The sequence below is a fragment of the Micromonospora sp. NPDC003944 genome (genome assembly GCF_053605225.1).
In genome coordinates this window covers 84,557-101,779 of record NZ_JBSGIV010000008.1, presented here as the reverse complement: position 1 = coordinate 101,779, position 17,223 = coordinate 84,557, and the positions used below count along the sequence as shown (strand labels likewise).

12 protein-coding genes, 5 tRNA genes and 1 pseudogene are annotated in these 17,223 nt (G+C 73.5%); 11 read left to right on the top strand and 7 right to left on the bottom strand.

Going from position 1 to position 17,223, the window contains the following annotated elements; genetic code table 11:
* Positions 1-143 precede the first annotated feature (143 nt).
* The 4 genes from ACWER9_RS06070 to ACWER9_RS06055 are packed head-to-tail and all read left to right on the top strand — an operon-like array spanning position 144 to position 7,753.
* Positions 144-1,076, top strand: a complete 933-nt coding sequence (locus ACWER9_RS06070) for an ABC transporter ATP-binding protein (protein ID WP_452300726.1) — start codon at positions 144-146, stop codon at positions 1,074-1,076.
* Positions 1,073-1,795, top strand: coding sequence for an ABC transporter ATP-binding protein (locus ACWER9_RS06065; protein ID WP_452300725.1), 723 nt, complete (start codon positions 1,073-1,075; stop codon positions 1,793-1,795). Before ACWER9_RS06070 ends, ACWER9_RS06065 begins: the two co-directional genes overlap by 4 nt.
* Positions 1,796-1,802: 7 nt before the next feature.
* Positions 1,803-4,973 (top strand): permease, encoded by a 3,171-nt coding sequence (locus tag ACWER9_RS06060; RefSeq protein ID WP_452300724.1) that lies wholly within the window; start codon positions 1,803-1,805, stop codon positions 4,971-4,973.
* The gene (locus ACWER9_RS06055; RefSeq protein ID WP_452300723.1) at positions 4,970-7,753 is read left to right on the top strand and encodes an FtsX-like permease family protein; all 2,784 of its coding nucleotides are present in this window, start codon (positions 4,970-4,972) and stop codon (positions 7,751-7,753) included. Before ACWER9_RS06060 ends, ACWER9_RS06055 begins: the two co-directional genes overlap by 4 nt.
* A 42-nt stretch (positions 7,754-7,795) precedes the next feature.
* Here the strand turns inward: ACWER9_RS06055 and ACWER9_RS06050 are convergent.
* Positions 7,796-7,870, bottom strand: a tRNA-Val gene (locus ACWER9_RS06050).
* A gap of 48 nt (positions 7,871-7,918) precedes the next feature.
* Positions 7,919-7,991: transfer RNA gene (locus tag ACWER9_RS06045), tRNA-Gly, on the bottom strand.
* Between the two features lie 146 nt (positions 7,992-8,137).
* Between ACWER9_RS06045 and ACWER9_RS06040 the strand changes: the two genes are divergently transcribed.
* Positions 8,138-8,380, top strand: a complete 243-nt coding sequence (locus ACWER9_RS06040) for a DUF6458 family protein (protein WP_124819826.1) — start codon at positions 8,138-8,140, stop codon at positions 8,378-8,380.
* A 19-nt stretch (positions 8,381-8,399) separates the two neighbouring features.
* Here the strand turns inward: ACWER9_RS06040 and ACWER9_RS06035 are convergent, their stop codons facing one another.
* Positions 8,400-8,591, bottom strand: coding sequence for an isocitrate lyase/phosphoenolpyruvate mutase family protein (locus tag ACWER9_RS06035; protein ID WP_452300762.1), 192 nt, complete (start codon positions 8,589-8,591; stop codon positions 8,400-8,402).
* A gap of 63 nt (positions 8,592-8,654) precedes the next feature.
* On the opposite strand from ACWER9_RS06035, the gene ACWER9_RS06030 reads away from it, so the two are divergent.
* The 3 genes and pseudogenes from ACWER9_RS06030 to ACWER9_RS06020 all read left to right on the top strand — a co-directional run.
* Entirely contained in the window at positions 8,655-8,795 is a 141-nt protein-coding gene (locus ACWER9_RS06030; protein ID WP_452300769.1) for a hypothetical protein, read from the top strand.
* 80 nt (positions 8,796-8,875) lie between these two features.
* Positions 8,876-9,691 carry a GNAT family N-acetyltransferase gene (locus ACWER9_RS06025; RefSeq protein ID WP_452300722.1) on the top strand — a complete coding sequence of 272 codons (816 nt, stop codon included), beginning with the start codon at positions 8,876-8,878 and terminating at the stop codon, positions 9,689-9,691.
* A 796-nt stretch (positions 9,692-10,487) separates the two neighbouring features.
* Positions 10,488-10,754, top strand: a pseudogene (locus ACWER9_RS06020) (winged helix-turn-helix domain-containing protein); the annotation flags it as partial.
* Between the two features lie 231 nt (positions 10,755-10,985).
* On the opposite strand, the gene ACWER9_RS06015 reads toward ACWER9_RS06020, so the two are convergent.
* The 3 genes from ACWER9_RS06015 to ACWER9_RS06005 all read right to left on the bottom strand — a co-directional run bounded on the left by ACWER9_RS06015 (position 10,986) and on the right by ACWER9_RS06005 (position 11,251).
* Positions 10,986-11,060, bottom strand: a tRNA-Val gene (locus ACWER9_RS06015).
* A 13-nt stretch (positions 11,061-11,073) separates the two neighbouring features.
* Positions 11,074-11,144 (bottom strand) — tRNA-Cys (locus ACWER9_RS06010).
* A gap of 34 nt (positions 11,145-11,178) precedes the next feature.
* A tRNA-Gly gene (locus tag ACWER9_RS06005) sits at positions 11,179-11,251 on the bottom strand.
* 387 nt (positions 11,252-11,638) lie between these two features.
* Here ACWER9_RS06005 and ACWER9_RS06000 point away from each other — a divergent pair.
* Both ACWER9_RS06000 and ACWER9_RS05995 read left to right on the top strand, forming a co-directional pair.
* Positions 11,639-12,241, top strand: a complete 603-nt coding sequence (locus ACWER9_RS06000; RefSeq protein WP_278138192.1) for a TetR/AcrR family transcriptional regulator — start codon at positions 11,639-11,641, stop codon at positions 12,239-12,241.
* 83 nt (positions 12,242-12,324) lie between these two features.
* Positions 12,325-12,906 (top strand): TIGR03086 family metal-binding protein, encoded by a 582-nt coding sequence (locus ACWER9_RS05995; RefSeq protein WP_452300721.1) that lies wholly within the window; start codon positions 12,325-12,327, stop codon positions 12,904-12,906.
* Between the two features lie 35 nt (positions 12,907-12,941).
* Here ACWER9_RS05995 and ACWER9_RS05990 read toward each other — a convergent pair whose 3' ends face one another.
* On the bottom strand, positions 12,942-14,075 hold the full coding sequence (locus ACWER9_RS05990; protein ID WP_452300720.1) for an alkane 1-monooxygenase: 1,134 nt from the start codon (positions 14,073-14,075) through the stop codon (positions 12,942-12,944).
* A gap of 220 nt (positions 14,076-14,295) precedes the next feature.
* On the opposite strand from ACWER9_RS05990, the gene ACWER9_RS05985 reads away from it, so the two are divergent.
* Positions 14,296-17,223 (top strand): M36 family metallopeptidase, encoded by a 2,928-nt coding sequence (locus ACWER9_RS05985; protein WP_452300719.1) that lies wholly within the window; start codon positions 14,296-14,298, stop codon positions 17,221-17,223.

Sequence of the window (17,223 nt, the reverse complement as noted above, 5' to 3'; positions counted from 1 at the left end):
CACGACCGGCGGACCCTCGTCCAGCATGCAGGAAGATCGCCCAGGGCATGGTCAACGGAGTCACCGGTTGCGAGAGTGCTTCAATGTGCCCGACCGCTGCCCGAGGCCGGCTCGACGTCGGCACGACCCGGACGGAGGAGGGAATGTCCCGCACACCGCTGTCCCTGCCGCAGCCAGCCGCGCGGGCACCCGAGTTCGGCCGGGACGCGCTCATCGTCTGCGAGAACCTGGTGCGGATCTACCAGACCGGGTCGATCGAGGTGCAGGCCCTGCAGGGGCTGGACCTGGCCGTGGAGAGCGGCGAGCTGGTCGCGGTCGTCGGCGCCTCCGGGTCGGGCAAGTCGACGCTGCTCTCCATCCTGGCCGGCATCGACGCCCCCACCGCCGGGCGGGTCCGGGTCGACAGGTGGAACCTGCTGTCGATGTCCCGCGCCGACCGGGTGGACTACCGGCGGAACACGGTCGGGTTCGTCCGGCAGCAGACGGCGAGCAACCTGATCCCCTACCTGACCGCACGGGAGATGGTTGACCTGCCGATGACGGCGGCCCGCACCCCGAAGAGGGAGCGCCGGGAGCGCGCGGCCGAGCTGCTGGACAGCCTCGGTGTCGCCGACTGCGCCGACCGGCGCCCCGGGCAGCTCTCCGGAGGGCAGCAGATGCGGGTCGCGATCGCGGTGGCGCTTGCCAACCAGCCGCGGGTCCTGCTCGCCGACGAGCCGACCGGCGAACTGGACGCCGCCACGTCCGCGGAGGTCTTCGGCGTGCTGCGCGACGTCAACCGGCGCTACGGCGTCACCGTCGTCGTGGTGACCCACGACCCGGAGGTCAGCGGCCAGGTCGAACGGACCGTCGCGATCCGGGACGGGCGCACCAGCAGCGAGGTGCTGCGCCGCACCACCACCGACGCGGCGGGCGACACGCACACGATCGCCGAGGAGTACGCGGTGATGGACCGGGCCGGGCGGGTCCAGGTGCCCCGCGAGTTCCGCCAGGCGCTGGCGCTGACCCGACGGGTCCGGCTGGCCCTGGAACCCGGCCACATCACGATCCGCCCCGACTCGGGGAGCGGCGAATGAGCAGCGAGCCGCTGCTGAGCGTGCGCGGCGTACACCGGAGCTTCCGCACCGGGCCGGCCGTCGTACACGCCCTGCGCGGAGTGTCGTTCGAGGTGGCCGCCGGTTCCATGGTGGCGCTCGTCGGCCGGTCCGGCTCGGGCAAGACCACGCTGCTCAACGTCATCGGCGGCCTGGACCGTCCGGACACCGGCACCGTGCACGTCGCCGGCACCGACGTCACCGCGCTCGACGAGGACGGCCTGTCCCGGCTGCGGCGCGAGAAGCTGTCGTACGTCTTCCAGAGTTTCGGGTTGATCCCGGTGCTGTCGGCGGCGGAGAACGTCGCGGCCCCGCTGCGGATGGCCCGCGTCGCCCCGGCCGAGCGCGAGCGGCGCGTCGAGTTGCTGCTGGATCTGGTCGGCCTGGCCGACCACGCCCGGCAGCGGCCAGCCGAGTTGTCCGGCGGCCAGCAGCAGCGGGTGGCGATCGCCCGCGCGCTCGCCGCCTCGCCCCGACTACTGCTCGCCGACGAGCCCACCGGGCAACTGGACGCCGAGACCGGCCTGTCGGTGATGGCCCTGTTGCGCGGGATCGTCGAGTCCGAAGGCGTCACCGTGCTGGTGTCGACGCACGACGCGGTGATGATGGCGCTTGCCGACCGGGTGATCCGCATCCACGACGGGCACCTCGACGAACACGCCGCCGGGCAGCCGCCCGCGCCCGCGCCGGACGTCAGGTGACCCGACGATGCTGAGGCTGGTCCGCCGGCGTGCCCGCGCGCAGTGGCAGTTGCTTGCGGCGCTCCTCGGGGTCGTCACGATCGGCGCGACACTGCTGGGCACCTGCACCCTGCTGGTCACCCGCACCGCCGAGCGGGCGCTCGAGGTCGCCATGGCCCGCGCCGACCCCGCCGCCGTCGACGTGACCGTCTACACCGGCACGGTCGAGGGCCCCGACACGCCGGCCGTCGCCACCGACACCCGCACCGTGGTGGCCGCCGCGCTCGCCCCGTTTCCGGTGACCACGACCGCGCGGGCGTCGACGGTGCTGCGGGCCCTGCCGCCCGCGCTCGCCCCGGGCACCACCGTCGCGCCCCAGGCGTACCTGTCCGGGCTGGACGACCTGCCGGCCCGAGCCGAGCTGGTCACCGGGCGCTGGCCCGAGCAGCCCGGCGACGCGGTGCTGCTGGAGTCCACCGCCCGACAGCTCGGGCTCACCCCCGGTCGCCGGGTACGCCTCGGCGCCGAACTGGCCCACCCACCGGTCCCGGCCATCGACGTGACGGTCGTCGGTGTGGTGCGCCCGCTGGCCGGGCGCGGCTGGGACCGCGACCCGTTGGCCGCGGCCGGCTTTGCCACCGGCTACCGGGACGGCCGCTTCATGCAGCCGGTCAACGCCTACGGCCCGTTCCTCGTCGACCTCGCCGACCTGGTCACCACCGGCGCCACGGTCGACCGGATGGAGGTCACCGCCCACCCGGACCTGTCCCACAACAACCGCCGAGACCTCAAGGCCGTGGCCGGGGCAGTCGGCGGTGCCGACCGCCGGCTGGCCGGAACCCTCGGCGACCGCGTCCAGCTCGCGCGCGTCTCCTCCGAGCTGCCGCTGACCCTGCGGGCCGCCGACGACCAACGACAGGTCACCGCCTCCGTCGTGCTCGCCATCGCCGTCCTCTGCGGTGTCCTGGCCGCGACGGCGCTCGTCCTCGCCGGCCGGCTGACCGCGGGCATCCGCGCCGACGAGACCGCCCTGCGCTCCGCGGTGGGCACCAGCCGTCGCCAACTCGCCGCCACCGCCACCATCGAGGCCGGGCTCCTCGCCGCCGTCGCCGCCGCGCTCGCGATACCCGCCTCGTCGGCCCTGCACGCCGGCCTGACCCACCTGCCGCCGTTGGACGGCGCCGGCCTGACCGCCCGGCCGGCCATCACCGGCGTCCAGGTCCTCGCGGTCGTCGGCGGCGCGCTGCTGCTCGCCGCCGTCCTCACCGTCCTGGCGATCCGGCCGGTCCCGGCGGCCGGCGACCGGCGCACCCGCCGCGAACTGCTGGCCCGCTCCGGCGTCGACCTGCTGCTGGCGGCCTTCGCCGCCGCCGGCTGGTGGCAGTTGTACGCGCAGCCCACCGCCGCCAGCCCCCGTGCCGACGCGGTCCGGGTGCTCGCACCGGCGCTGCTGCTCACCGCAGGGGCTGCCCTGGCGCTGCGGGTGGTACTGCCCGCCCTGCGTGGCGTCGACCGGCTGGCGTACCGCGCCCGCGGGCTGGCGTTTCCGCTCGCGGTCGCCGAGGCCGCCCGCCGGCCACAGGCGGTCGCCGCCGGGCTGCTGGTCGGGCTGGCCTGCGCGGCCGGGACCTTCGGCCTCGCCTTCGACACCACGTGGCACGGGTCGCAGCGCGACCAGGCCGCGCTGTCCGTCGGCACCGACCTGGCACTGAGCCTCAGCACGGCGCCGACGGCCGGAGACGGCGCGATCGTCAGCGCGGCCACCGCGGGGGTGGTGAGCCCGGCCCTCGACCGCGGTACGACTGTCGGTCAGTGGCTCGGCAGCGACGGTGAGGCCCCACGCCTGGTCGCCGTCGACACCACCCGCGCGGACGCGCTGCTGCGCGGGCGGCTTGACGACGACCGTGACTGGGCGGACGTGGGTGCCACCTTGGCGCCACCCACCCGGGCCACCGGCATCGCCATCCCGGCCGGCGCCCCGCTCGTGCTGAGCGGGACCGCCGCTGGCGGCACCCCGCTCACCGTGACGCCCCAACTGCTGCTGCAGGACGCGACCGGCCTGCGCACGTCCTGCACCGGCCCCGCCGTACCGCTCGACGGACGGGAGGTTCGGCTGCCCGCCTGCGCGACGGCCGACGGGCTGCGCCTCGTCGCGGTCGCCCTGCCGGTCACCGTCGAACCGATCGGCGGACGCGTCGCCATAGCCGTCACGCTCACCGTGCCGGCCGCGACGTCGGCCCAGGGCCCCGCCGACGGGTCGGACTGGACCGCCACGTCCGCGCCGCCGGTCCCGAGCACGTTGAGCGATCCGACAGTCGATGTTTCCGCCACACCGACGGGGACCGCGCTGCGGATGGCCGCGACCGTCGACATCGGCGGCGGCGCCGAGGACTCCGCGCGGACCCTCGTCGCCACCGCCTTCCCGAACCCTGGCCGGGTGCCCGTCGCCGTCTCGGACCGCTTCGCAAGCGAGGTCGGCGTCGACAACGGCAGCCGGCTCACCGTCACGGTCGGCATCACGCCCGTCCCGATCGTCGTCACCGAGGTCGTGCCGACCGTACCGTCCGCGCCCGGCGCCGCCGCCGTCCTCGCCGACCTGGACCTGCTGTCGCGCGTACGCGCCGTCGCCGGAGACCTGACGTTCCCGGTGGACGCCTGGTGGGTCGGCCACCCACCCGGCCCCGGTGCCGCCGAGCGGGCCACCGCCCTGCACCTGGGCACCGTCACGACCCGCGAGGCGGAGACCGCCCGCCTCACCAGCGGCCCGCTGCGCGCCGGGCTGCCGGCCGCGCTCCGGCTCATCGTCCCGGCCGCGGCCCTGCTGCTGCTCGCCGGCGTCGTCCTGCACGTCACCTGTGACCTCCAGGTCCGCGCCGTCGAAGTGGCGCGGCTGCGCGGCCTGGGGATGTCCCGGCGCGGCATCCGGGCCGTGCTGCTCGGCCAGCACGCCGGCGTCCTGCTGCCCCTGCTCGCGGCGGGCGCAGCCGTCGGCGCGCTCGCCACCCACGTCGTCGCTCCCCTGCTGGTGCGCTCCGACACCGGCGCCGCGCCAGTCCCGGCCGCCCAGCCACACTGGCCCTGGCAGACCGAGGCCGCCCTGCTCGCCGTGCTGCTGGTCGGCTGCGTGCTTGCCGTCGCCGTCGTGGTCACCGTCCAGGTCCGCCGGGCCGACGCCGCGCACCTGCGGGTGGAGCCGTGAACCGGTGGCTGACCCGCCGGTGGCTGACCCGCCGGTGGCTGATCCGCCGGTGGCCCGCGCTGCACTGGCCCAGCATCCGTGGCCGTGGACGTACCGACGTCGGGCCGCTGCTGCTCACCGCCGCCGTCATCGCGGCCGTCGCGTTGCTCGCCGGAGCCGCGCCGGCGCTCCTCCGCGCCGCCGCCGACGACGCCGTCCAGGACGCTGTCCGCCACGCCGGCTCCGACGCGAACGTCCTCGTGCGTGCCGAGTGGCAACGCGACGACGGCCCGACCGGCGGGCGGGTCCGGATGCCCCGCCTCGCCGAGGAGGTCGACGACTTCCGCGCACGGGCGACGGACGCGCTCGGGCCCGACCTGGGCGACGCGCTGCTCCCGCCCGTCACCGTCGTCGACGGCCCGATCCTCACCGTCACCGACGGCAGCGTGCCGCGTACCTTCCAGTTCACCTTTCTGGCCGGTGACCCCGACGGCCCGGACGTGACCTGGACCGCCGGCAGCGCACCCGGCCCCGCCGTCTCCGACGAGTACGTCGAGATCCCCTACGACGGGCCGCCCTGGCCGGTGCAGGTCGGCCTCTCCGAGGCGGACGCCGCGGCACTCGGCCTCGGCCCCGGCGATCGGATCCCGGTCAAGGACGGCCGGGGCCGCGGCAAGGACGTCCGGATCAGCGGGATCTACCGGCCCACGGACAGCGCCGACCCGGCCTGGCGACTCGCCCCGGCGCTCCTGCGCCCCGTGGCCGGCGTCGACGGCGCGGGAACCACCCGGTTCGCCGGCCTGCTGTCGCGCGAGTCGCTGCCGGACGCCCGGATCGCCGTCGACGAGGACCAACTGCGGCGCACCGTCCACTTCGCACCTGTTCCCGATGCGCTCACCTGGGACACCACCGCAGCGCTCGCCAGCCAGGTGGTGACGCTCAAGGCGACCTCCGGCGCCTCCAGCGACCGCGACGAGTCCCTCAAGTGGCAGTCACAGCTCGACGCCGCCCTGCGCGACGCCCGTACCCGGAGCAGCGCCGCTTTCGCCCAGGCCGCGGTCCTGCTCACCGGGGTGCTGACCGCCACGGTACTGGTCCTGCTGCTCGCCGCCGACCTGCTGGTCCGCCGCCGCACCCCGGCGCTGAGCGCCGCCCGGCACCGTGGGGCGGCACTACCCGACCTCGGTACGGAACTGGTCATCGAGTCCACAGTGGTGTCCCTGTCGGCCGCCGCCGTCGGGCTCGCGCTCGCCCGCGCGGCAGCCCCGGACGTCTCCTGGATCTGGGCCGTTCCCGTGATCCTGGCCGGTGCGCTCGCCGGGCCGGCGTACGGCACCGTCGCCGCCGCCCGCGCCAGCCGTGACCGCCGCCAACCCGCGAACCCGGCCGCCCGGCGCTGGATCCGGGCCACCGGCCAGCTACGCCGCGCCGCCGTAGAGGCCGCTGTCCTGATCGCGGCGGTCGCCGCCTTCGTCACGCTGCACCAGCGCGGGCTCCTGCCCGTCGCCTCCGACGGCGACACCGGTGAACTGACCGGAGACCTGGTCCTGCCGATCAGCGCCCTCACACTTGGCGCGCTCGTCGGCGCGCTCGTCCTGCTCCGGCTGCTGCCCCTCGGGGCGCGGTTCGCGCTCCGCCAGGCCCTGCGTTCGCGCCGCCCGCTGGCCGTGTTCGGTGCCGCCCAGGCGGCCAGCACGGCCGGACGCGCGTTGCCGCTGCTGCTCCTGGTCAGCACCACGGCGCTCGCGTCGTTCGCGCTGATCCTCGGCCCCACCATCACCCGAGGTCTGACCGACGGCGCGTGGAGCACCGTCGGCGCCGACGCCCGCCTCGACGTCGGTGCCGACGCGGAGGCCGCCACGCCCGCACTCGCCGGGCGCATCGCCGCCGCACCCGGAGTGGAGCAGGTCGTCGTCGCCCAGGTGACCGACTCGGCGCGCGTCTTCGCCGACTCGACACTGCTCACCCCGCGCCTGGTCGTGGTGGACACCGCCGCGTTCCAACGCCTGCTGGCCACCACCCCGCTGCCCGACGCACCGGCGCTGACCCGCCTCAGGGCACCCGGTCGCGGGGACGTCCCAGCGCTGGTCCGATCGAGCAGCGGCGACCTGCGGACCGGCACCCGGCTACAACTGCCCCGCGACGACGCCCCGGCGATCCGGCTCGCCGCGGTCGGTCGCGCTCCCTCCGTCGGCGGCGCCGGCGACGTCGTCATCGTGGACGCCACGGCCCTCGCCGACGCCGGGCTGACCGCCGTCCCGAACACCGTCTGGGTGACCGGTCCGGGCGCGGCGCGGGCCGTGTCGAACACCGGCGTCGCCGCCGACATCGTGCTGCGCGCGGACGTCCTGCGGGAGCAGCGGGCGGCTCCGCTGACCGCCGGGCTGGTACGGCTGGCATGGACGGCCGCCGCCGTGCTGCTGGCGCTGGGGCTGCTCGGCCTCGCGCTCGCCGCCGCCGCCGGTGCGTCGCAGCGGTGGCAGACCCTGACCCGGCTGCGGACCCTCGGCCTGCGCCCCCGCGACGTCCGCTGGGTCGCCGCCGGAGAGCTGCTGCCACCGGTCGTGGTCGCCGCCGTGTGCGGCCCCCTCCTCGGGGCCCTGCTCGCACGCCTGACGCTCGGCCCGATCGACCTGCGGCTGCTCACCGGTCAGGTCGCCGACCCGACGGCGGTCCTGCCGTGGTGGCTGCTGGGCCTGGTGGGCGTTGCGCTGGTGGCGGCGGCCACCACGGTCGTACCTGTCGAGTCGGCGCTACGGCGACGCGACCGGCTCAGCGAGGTGCTGCGCGCCGGGGAGTAATAACGAAAGGCCACATCCACTGCTGAGATGTGGCCTTCGAGCTGGTGGGCGATACTGGGTTTGAACCAGTGACCTCTTCCGTGTCAAGGAAGCGCGCTCCCACTGCGCCAATCGCCCGTGGCGACCACCGAAGCCGACGGTCAGGCCCCGATGGGGCAGATCGAGAGCGGACGACGGGATTCGAACCCGCGACCCTCACCTTGGCAAGGTGATGCGCTACCAGCTGCGCTACGTCCGCACGCCCCCGACTCGCGTCGGCGACAGGTGAACTCTACCCGATCCCAAGATCGGTTGGCACGGCACCCTGGGCGGTCGACGGTTGCTCTGGTCGCCACCGGGGTACTGAGGGCACGACAGCGCACCACACCCCCTAAGGAGGCTGTCGTGGGTATCGGCACCAGCATCTTCCTGATCGCGCTCGGCGCGATCCTCACCTTCGCCCTCGACGCCAGCGTCGGCGGCATCAACCTCGACGTGGTCGGCTGGATCCTGATGGGGGCCGGTGTGCTCGGCCTGATCATGACCACGCTGATCTGGGGTCGCCGCCGCCAGGTCGTCACCACCACCGAACAGCCCGTGGAGTACCAGCGGGTCGAGGAGCGGCGGGACATCGCGCCTCCGCTGTGACGCGACAACACTTTGCCGCTTACAGAGTCGGCACACCGACGTGACTCCGGGCCGGCCGCCGCACCGCAGGCGACCGGCCCGTCGCGTCCGTCACTCCGCACGGGGGCCCGGCCATGACGTTCAACGGCGCCGGCACCGCCTGCACCAACGCTCGAACGGTCACCGGGTCGACCACCCCGGGCACGAAGATGCCGTCCGCGCCAGCGGCCAGATAGGCGGCGGCCCAGGCAACGGTTTCGTCGACGTCACCGGCGCCGCCGAGGAACGTGTCGCCGTGATCGGTCGCGGGCGGGCCCGGCTTCTCAGGGAACTGACCGCACCGATCAGCACCACCGAACTGGCCCGGCGTAGCGGCATGACGCCCGGCGGGGCCTCCCAGCACCTCGCCGCGGCGTTGCTCTCCGCCGCCGGGTGACCACCGCCGCTTCGCGAGCGGTCAGTGGTGGCTGTTCCCCTGGTCAGGAGGCATTCCGGTCCCGAGTTACGATCCAGATCATGGAGCCTCTGGACACGGTGCTGGCCGCGCACCGGGCATACCTGCTCGGTTGGAACATCGGCATCGCCGGAGGTCCGGACCTCCCGACCTACCGCAGTGACGTGCCGCACGCACCTCTCAACGGCGTGCTGCGGGTGACCGGCCGCACCCCGCAGGACGCGCTCACCGAGGCCCGGCAGCGCCTGCACGGCGTACCCCGGATCTGGTGGGTCGGCCCGGACAGCGACCCCGGCACCGCGGACGGCCTGGTCGCCCTCGGTGCGACGGAGGTCGCCCGCATGCCGGTCATGACCGCGCGGATCGCGGAGGCCGCCGACGTCCCCCGCACGTCCAAGATCACCGCAACGGATCTTGGCGACCGGACGCCTCCCCGAGACACCAGGACCCGCGTTCGGACGGCCCCGACCCCCGCCGGCGTGCACATCGCCGAGACCACCGACCTCGCCGCATTCGTCCAGGCCTACGCCCGGGTGTCCGGAATCCCGGCGGACGGCGTGGAGGCGACCATCGAACGGGAGAAGGCGTTCACCGGCGACGGCACGGTCCTCCGGCTGGCCGGCCGCCTCGACGACGGACGGATCGTCGCAACGGCCGTCGCCTGGATCAGCCACGGCCTGGTCACCCTCTACTTCGTCGGCACTCAACCGGAACACCGCCGCAGGGGCATCGGCGCGGCCATGACCAGGGCCGCACTCGACCTGGCCGGCCAGCGGGGCGTCACCACCGCCGCCCTCACCTCGACGGCCATCGGCGAGCCGGTCTACCGCAGCCTCGGTTTCCGGCAGGTGGGCGAGTTCCGCCTGTTGACCTTCTGACCAGCCGGACACCGCCCTCTGCCGCCCGCCGCCACCACCTCGCCCGCCGCCGCTCACCCCTCCCGCCGGGGACGAGCCTGCCGCCGGCCGCTTGTCAAGATCGTGCTCGATCCAGGATCGAGTGGCCTCACCGACCGGCCGATGCCACTACATCCTGGTTCGAGCACGATCTTGGGCTAGGCGTGGGGCGCGGGGGCGCGCGTCATGCGGGGTACGGCGATGGTTGGCGGGGAAACCATTGACTACGGCGGTCAGACAGCGTTGTCTTTCCTGTGGCACCTGGGGAGGGAGAGCGGTGGTTGACGATGTGTCTCTCGTGTTCTGTGTGAGCGCCGACGTGTCGGTACGCGAGCGGATGGTACGGCGACTCGACGGGCTCGGCACCCTGGTGATCTGCACCGACCTGGCCGAGTTGCAGGCGATGATCGGCCCGCCCGCGGTCAACGGCCCAGCCCCGCTCCTCAACCCCACCGCTGAGCCAGCCGCCAGCGCTCCCACACCCGCACCCGGAGCCCCCGCGCCCGGAGCCCCCGCAGTGCCCGGCACAGCGGCACCCGGAGCCCCCGCGCCCGGAGTGCCCACCGTCGCGCGCGGAGCCGCCGCACCCGGAGCCGCCGCGCCAGGCGCTGTCGGGACGCCCACCGCCGTGTACGGAGCAGCCACCTCGCTCACCGCCGGTGCTGCCACGGCCGCAGCCCGAGCCGCGGGCACGTCGACTGCCGCGCCCAGCGCCGCCCCCGTCCACGTCGCCGCTGTGACCTCGGCCCGGATCAGTCTGCGTGACCTGGAGATCTATCCGCTCGACCACCTGGTGACCTGGCGCGGACAACCGCTGAACCTGACCCGGCTCGAGCGCAACCTCCTCACCCAACTCGCCACCGCACCGGTGAGCGTCTGGACGTACGAGAGGCTCTTCGAATCGGTCTGGGGTTGCGCCTACCTCGGCGACACGTCGACCCTGCACTCGGCGGTGAAACGGTTACGGCAGAAGTTGCGCGCCGCCGATGACACCTTGCGCGTGCACACCGTGCGCGGTATCGGCTACCGACTCAGCGTCGACTGATCACCGGCCAGGCCCCGGGAACAACCGCGACCAGCAACGGCAAGCACCACAAACCGCGCCCCAGACCACGCCCGCGCCCCCACCAAGATCGCACTCGAACCAGGATCGAGTGGCATCGCCCCGTCGGTGAGGCCACTCGATCCTGGATCCAGCACGATCTTGCGAAGCGGTCGCGCATAAAACACGAAACGGCTCGTCACCGGCTCACTCCGGTGACGAGCCGTTTTCCTCTGGTGGGCGATACTGGGTTTGAACCAGTGACCTCTTCCGTGTCAAGGAAGCGCGCTCCCACTGCGCCAATCGCCCGTGCTTGTTGCCGAGGTGGGGACGGGATTTGAACCCGCGTACACGGCTTTGCAGGCCGTTGCCTCGCCTCTCGGCCACCCCACCGAGGTTGCCCCCGTCATACGTGGCGGCAGCTCCGAGCGGACGACGGGATTCGAACCCGCGACCCTCACCTTGGCAAGGTGATGCGCTACCAGCTGCGCTACGTCCGCACGCCCCCGGACGTTCCCGGGTGACGGATGAGAACTTTAGCCGAGTAGGTGTTTGACTGCCAACTCGGGGTCGCCTCGGCGCGTCAGGTGTGGTCGGGGTGGGACCGGAGCCGCCGCCTGCCGGCTTCCTAGGCGGCTGGTTTGGTGTCGGAATCCGCCACCCACCGTCACACTCCGACATCACTAGGCAATGATCGTCATCATCGCTTCGCATGCCCGACCATCGACGTCTCCACCCCCCAGCAGTGGGCGGCGGACCTCGACGAACACTCTCCGTGGAACGACCGAAGAGGCGCGGAGGAAGTGTCCGGCTTCCGACTGTCGCCGCGCTGATCAGCGCGTGGTCGTAACTGTTCGTGTTCGGTTGGATGGGCTACGGTAACGGTCGTGACGAGACGTGCGGCCGAGATCCGCCTGGATGCCCTGCTGCGCACCGCCTGCGACGTGATCGTGGAGCGCGGTCTGGCCAACACCCGGACGGCGGACGTGGCGAATGCCGCGGGCGTGAGTCAGGCGTTGGTCTTCTACCACTTCGCCACCAAGGAGCGGCTGCTCGCGCAGGCCTTCGCGTACGCGGTCGAGCAGGATCTGGCCCGACTGGACGCGGTGACCCGCTCCTCGGCCCCACCGCTGACCAAGCTTCGCCGGATCCTCAAGCTCTACACCCCGGCCGGGCGGGCAACCTCCTGGTCGATGTGGATCGACGGCTGGTCCGAGTCGCTGCGTACCCCGGAGTTGGAGAAGGTTTCCCGCCGGCTCGACCTGCGCTGGCGGCAGGACCTGGCCGCGGTGATCAGTGCCGGGGTGGCCGACGGCACCTTCCAATGCGCGGACCCCGACGGGGCCGCCTGGCGGATCAGCGCGGTGATGGACGGCCTTGCCGTCCAGCTCGCCGTGCACGACCGGGTGATCTCCCGCCGACAGTTTGGCGAGTGGGTCCGGCTGGTCACCGCCCGAGAGCTCGGTCTGGACCCGGCCGACCTGGACTGAGCTGGGCGACCAGCACCGATCCTCCGGCACCAGGCCGGGCAAAACGGGCTCAGCCGGCCCTTTCGACCGGAACAATCGGCAGCATGGATCTCCTGGAGGCGTACCGCCGGAGCCTGGCCGAGTTCATCGACCGGGTGGACCAGATCGAGCCCGGCCAATGGTCCGACCCGACACCCTGCTCGGACTGGGACGTCCGCACGCTTGTCAACCACGTGGTGACCGAGGACAGGTGGAGCGTTCCGCTGCTCGCCGGCCGGACCATCGACGAGGTCGGCGACCGGCTCGACGGTGACCAGCTCGGCGCCGACCCGATCGCGACGGCGCGGGAGGCCGCCGCGCAGGCCGAGATCGCCGCCACCCACCCCGGCACCATCGACCGCACCGTGCACCTCTCCGCCGGCGAGACTCCGGCAAGTGAATACCTCCAACAACTCCTCGCCGAGCACCTCGTGCACGGCTGGGACGTGGCGGTGGCGATCGGCGCGCACCCGCAGCTCGACCCGGACGCGGTGCACGCCGCCGCCACCTGGTTCGCCGGCGAGATCGACGCCTACCGGCGCAACAATCTGGTCCACACCGGGGTACGGGTGCCCGACGACGCCGACGAGCAGGACCACCTGCTTGCCGCGTTCGGCCGCGACCCCGACTGGGCGCCGAGCGACTGACAACGCACGACGCAGCGACCAACCACGCGCGGCGGTCAGCTCCGGTGCCTGAGGTTGGCCCGGGACCGGTCGCCGTCGTAGTGGGCGAGCACCCGGTGGTCCATCACCCGACGCCACAGCGGTGGCACCAGTGCGACGACCACCATCGTGGCGTAGCCCGCCGGCAACTGCGGTGCGGTGTCGAAGCTGCGCAGCGTCTGGTAGCGACGCAGTGGGTGGGCGTGGTGGTCACTGTGCCGCTGGAGTTGGAAGAGGAAGACGTTGGTGACGGTGCGGTCGCTGTTCCAGCTGTGCCGCGGGTCGACCTTCTCGTACCGGCCGGCGGCGGTGCGCTGCCGCGCCAGCCCGTAGTGCTCCAGGTAGTTGACCGCCTCCAACAGGGAGCAGCCGACGACGGCCTGGAGTGCCAGGAACGGCAGCACGCCGGGGCCGAAGGCCAGGGTCAGCGCCGCGTACAGCGCCAGGGTCATGGCCCAGGCGTTGAGCACGTCGTTGCGGTGCGTCCAGGGTGACCGGCCCCGGACCCGGAACCGGCCGGTCTCCAGCCGCCAGGCCGAGCGCAGGCTGCCGATGACGGTACGCGGCCAGAACGCCCAGTAGCTTTCCCCCAGCCGGGAACTGGCCGGGTCCTCGCGGGTGGCGACGCGTACGTGGTGGCCCCGGTTGTGTTCGACGTAGAAGTGGCCGTAGCCGGTGGGCGCCAGCGCCACCTTGGACAGCCAGCGCTCCACCCGTTCCCGTTTGTGCCCCAGCTCGTGGGCGGTGTTGATGGCGATGCCGTTGACCACGCCGACGGTGGCGACGAGGCCGGCCGCGCCCGCCACGGAGGGCCCGTCGTGGGTCCACACGGCGCAGCAGAGCACCAAGGCGGCGTACTGGGCCGGGAGGTAGAGGTAGGTGAGCCACCGGTAGTAGCCGTCCGCGGACAGCCGGGGCACCGCCTCCTCCGGTGGGTTCTGCCGGTCGTCGCCGCGCAGCAGGTCGATCACCGGGATCAGGCCGAAGACGACGACCGGGGTGGACCACCACGCCCAGGCCCCGCCGCCGGCCCGCCACAGGGCGTAGCCGGCGAAGGGCAGCGCCGGCACCAGGAGGGCCAGCGGCCAGAGCGGTCTGCGGGGGTCTCGCCAGGCGGCGGGTTCGACGGTCGGATCGGCATCGACGGCCATGGCCAACCTCCGCTCTCAGGTCCTGCGTCGACTCTGGCAGCCCACGAGGACTTTTACAAGAGAGACAGTTTTGTAAAGTCGACCTATCTCGATCGATAGGCGCGACAGTGGCCCGGGACCTTGCCGCGACCCCGACCTACTGATATCCACAGATGCGCATGCGTCACCGCGCAGCGACGGCCGGCGTCCGCCGGCCATCCCGCTCCCACGAGGAGGTCCCGTGCCACAACCGGAGTGGTCAACCCCGATGAGCCGGCGTCGACGCCGGCTCATCGCCATCCTGGCGACGACGGCGACGGTCGCCGCGCTGCTCCCCACCGGCGTGAGCACCGCGGCCCCCACCGGCGGCACTGCGTCCGCCGAGCGCCGGTCCGGGCCGTTCGCCGAGGGGCACGCGCCCGCCGACGCCGACAACCGCATCGGTACGGCGGCACCCGACGCCCGGCAGCGCGGCCTGGCCCGCGCCGTCGACCCCGACGTCCGGTGGAACCGGCTCGGCACCCCGCAGGCTCTCGGCCCCGGCCGTACTCCCCTCGCGACCAAGCTGCCCGCCGACCCGGAGGCCGCCGCTCGCGCCTACCTGGCCGCGAACCCCGACCTGTTCGGCATGGACGCCGCAACGGTGGCCAGCATGGAACGGGTGCTGGTCCGGCCGATCGGCAGCGGCACGGTGGTCACCCTCCGGCAACGCTTCGGCGACCTGCCCGCCGGGCCGGACGGCCTCGTCACCCTCGCGGTCGCCGACGGCGCGGTGCTCTCGGTCAGCTCCTCGCTGGCCCGCGACACCGGCAGGCCGGCACCGGCCACCCGCACCGCCGAGCAGGCGTACGCTGCCGCCCTCGCCGACGCCAAGCTGACCGCCGACGCGGTGGCCAGCCACACCATCCGGGACGTGGCAGTGCCCACCCCGCTGGACGGTCCCCGGGCCGCCTACGAGGTGACCATGATCGGCGCGGACACCGAGCACCCGGCCGCGTTCACCAGCTACGTGGACGGTGCGACCGGGCAGGTGCTGGTCCGCGAGGACCTGGTCGACTACGACTCGGACAACCCGAGCTGGGCGGTCTTCCCGGCCACCCCGCCGCGTGACCTCGGCCCCGGGCAGGACCCCCGGGTGCGCTGGTGCGGCGACCCGACGCCCGGCTGTCAGGCCGCCTGGCGCGACCCGGCGACCGGCCAACCGTGGGACGTCGACGCGGCCACCGGCACGCCGACCTTCACCTCGCGCGGCAACTCGGCGAACACGGTGTTGTCCTGGGGTGCGAACACCCCGGTCGTACCGGCTCCGACCAGCCCGGAGCGCCGCTACGAGTACCCCTTCACCGACCAGTGGCACCAGGCCAAGTGCAACCCGGCGGTGTTCACCTCGGCCCAGCGCAACGACGCGGACGCGTCGATCGCCAACCTCTTCGCCATGCACAACCGGATGCACGACTGGTCGTACCAACTGGGCTTCACCGAGTCGGCGTGGAACCTCCAGGCGGTCAACCTCACCCCCTCCGGCCTGGGCGGTGACGCCGAGCAGGGCCGCGCCCAGCAGGGCGCGCTGACCGGCAACCGGAACAACGCCAACCAGGGCACCCCGCGCGACGGGCTGCCGCCGACCACGAACATGTACCTCTGGCAGCCGCAGGCGGGCGGGCCGTACCCGCCGTGCGTGGACGGCGACTACGACATGACGGTGATCGGCCACGAGTACACCCACGCGATCACCAACCGGATGATCGCCGGCCCGGACAGCGGGATCAGCGGCCACCAGGGCGGCGCGATGGGTGAGTCGTGGGGCGACCTGCTCGCCGCCGAGTACCTCTTCCAGCACGGGCTCCGCGCGCCCGGCGAGACGCCCTTCATCACCGGCGGTTACGTCACCGGCAACCTGGTCAGCGGCATCCGCAACTACGACCTGAGCCGCAGCCCGCTCAACTACTCCGACATCGGCTACAACACCGCCGGCCCCGCCGTGCACGCCGACGGGGAGATCTGGGGCGCCACCAACTTCCGGGTCCGCTCCGCGCTCGTCAAGCGGTACGGCCTCGGCACCCCGCAGCGGCAGCTCGACTGCGCGAAGGGCACGGTCGCGGCGGACCAGTGCCCGGGCAACCGGCGCTGGTCACAGCTGGTCTTCGACTCGTTCCTGCTCCAGGCCGCGAGCCAGGTCAGCATGCTCGACATGCGGGACAACATGCTCACCGCCGACCTGCTCCGCTTCGGCGGCGCGAACCAGGACCTGATCTGGGCCGAGTTCGCCCGCTCCGGGGTGGGCCGGGACGCCGCCACCAACGGTGCCGCCGACACCGACCCGACACCGAGTTTCGCGTCTCCGCGCGGCGGCAACGCGACGCTCACCCTGCGTCCCCGCGGGGACAGCGCCGACGCGCCGATCCGGGTGTACGTGGGGGCGTACGAGGCACGGGCCGTGCCGGTGGCCGACACCGACCCGGCGACGCCGATCCCGGACACCGTGGAGTTGGTGGCCGGCACGTACGACCTGCTCGCGGTGGCCCCCGGCTTCGGGCACCAGCGGCTCAGCGTCACCGCCAAGGCCGATCAGGACGGGTACGTGGACCTGCGGCTGAGCCGCAACCTCGCCTCCACCGCGTCCGGCGCGACGGTCAGTGGTGACGGGGTCAACCTGGACCGGCTCGTCGACGACACCGAGGCGACGAACTGGGCCTCCCTGGACGGGGTCGCCGGCCGACAGCTCACCGTGGCGCTGGCGGGCGCCCCGCAGACGGTCAAGCGGGTGAACGTCAGCGCGATGCTGCGCCCGGCGATCACCGGTGACGCCGACACCGGCGCGCAGAACGCGCTCAGCGCCCTGCGGGCGTTCGCGGTGTCCGCCTGCAACGCGACGACCACCGACTGCGCGGACCCGGCGCGCTGGCAGCGCATCTACACGAGCGCGCCAGACGCGTTCCCCGGCGGGGCGTACCGGGCGTACAGCCGGGACATCAACCTCCGGACCTTCGCGGTACCGACCACCCTCGCCACCCACCTGCGCCTCGAGGTGCTGGCGAGCCAGTGCACCGGCGGCCCGCACTACGCGGGCGAGCAGGACGACGACCCGGCCACGACGACGGACTGCGCGACCGCCAGCCCGGCCCGGAGCCAGGTCAGGATCGCCGAGTTCCAGGCGTTCTCGAAGTGA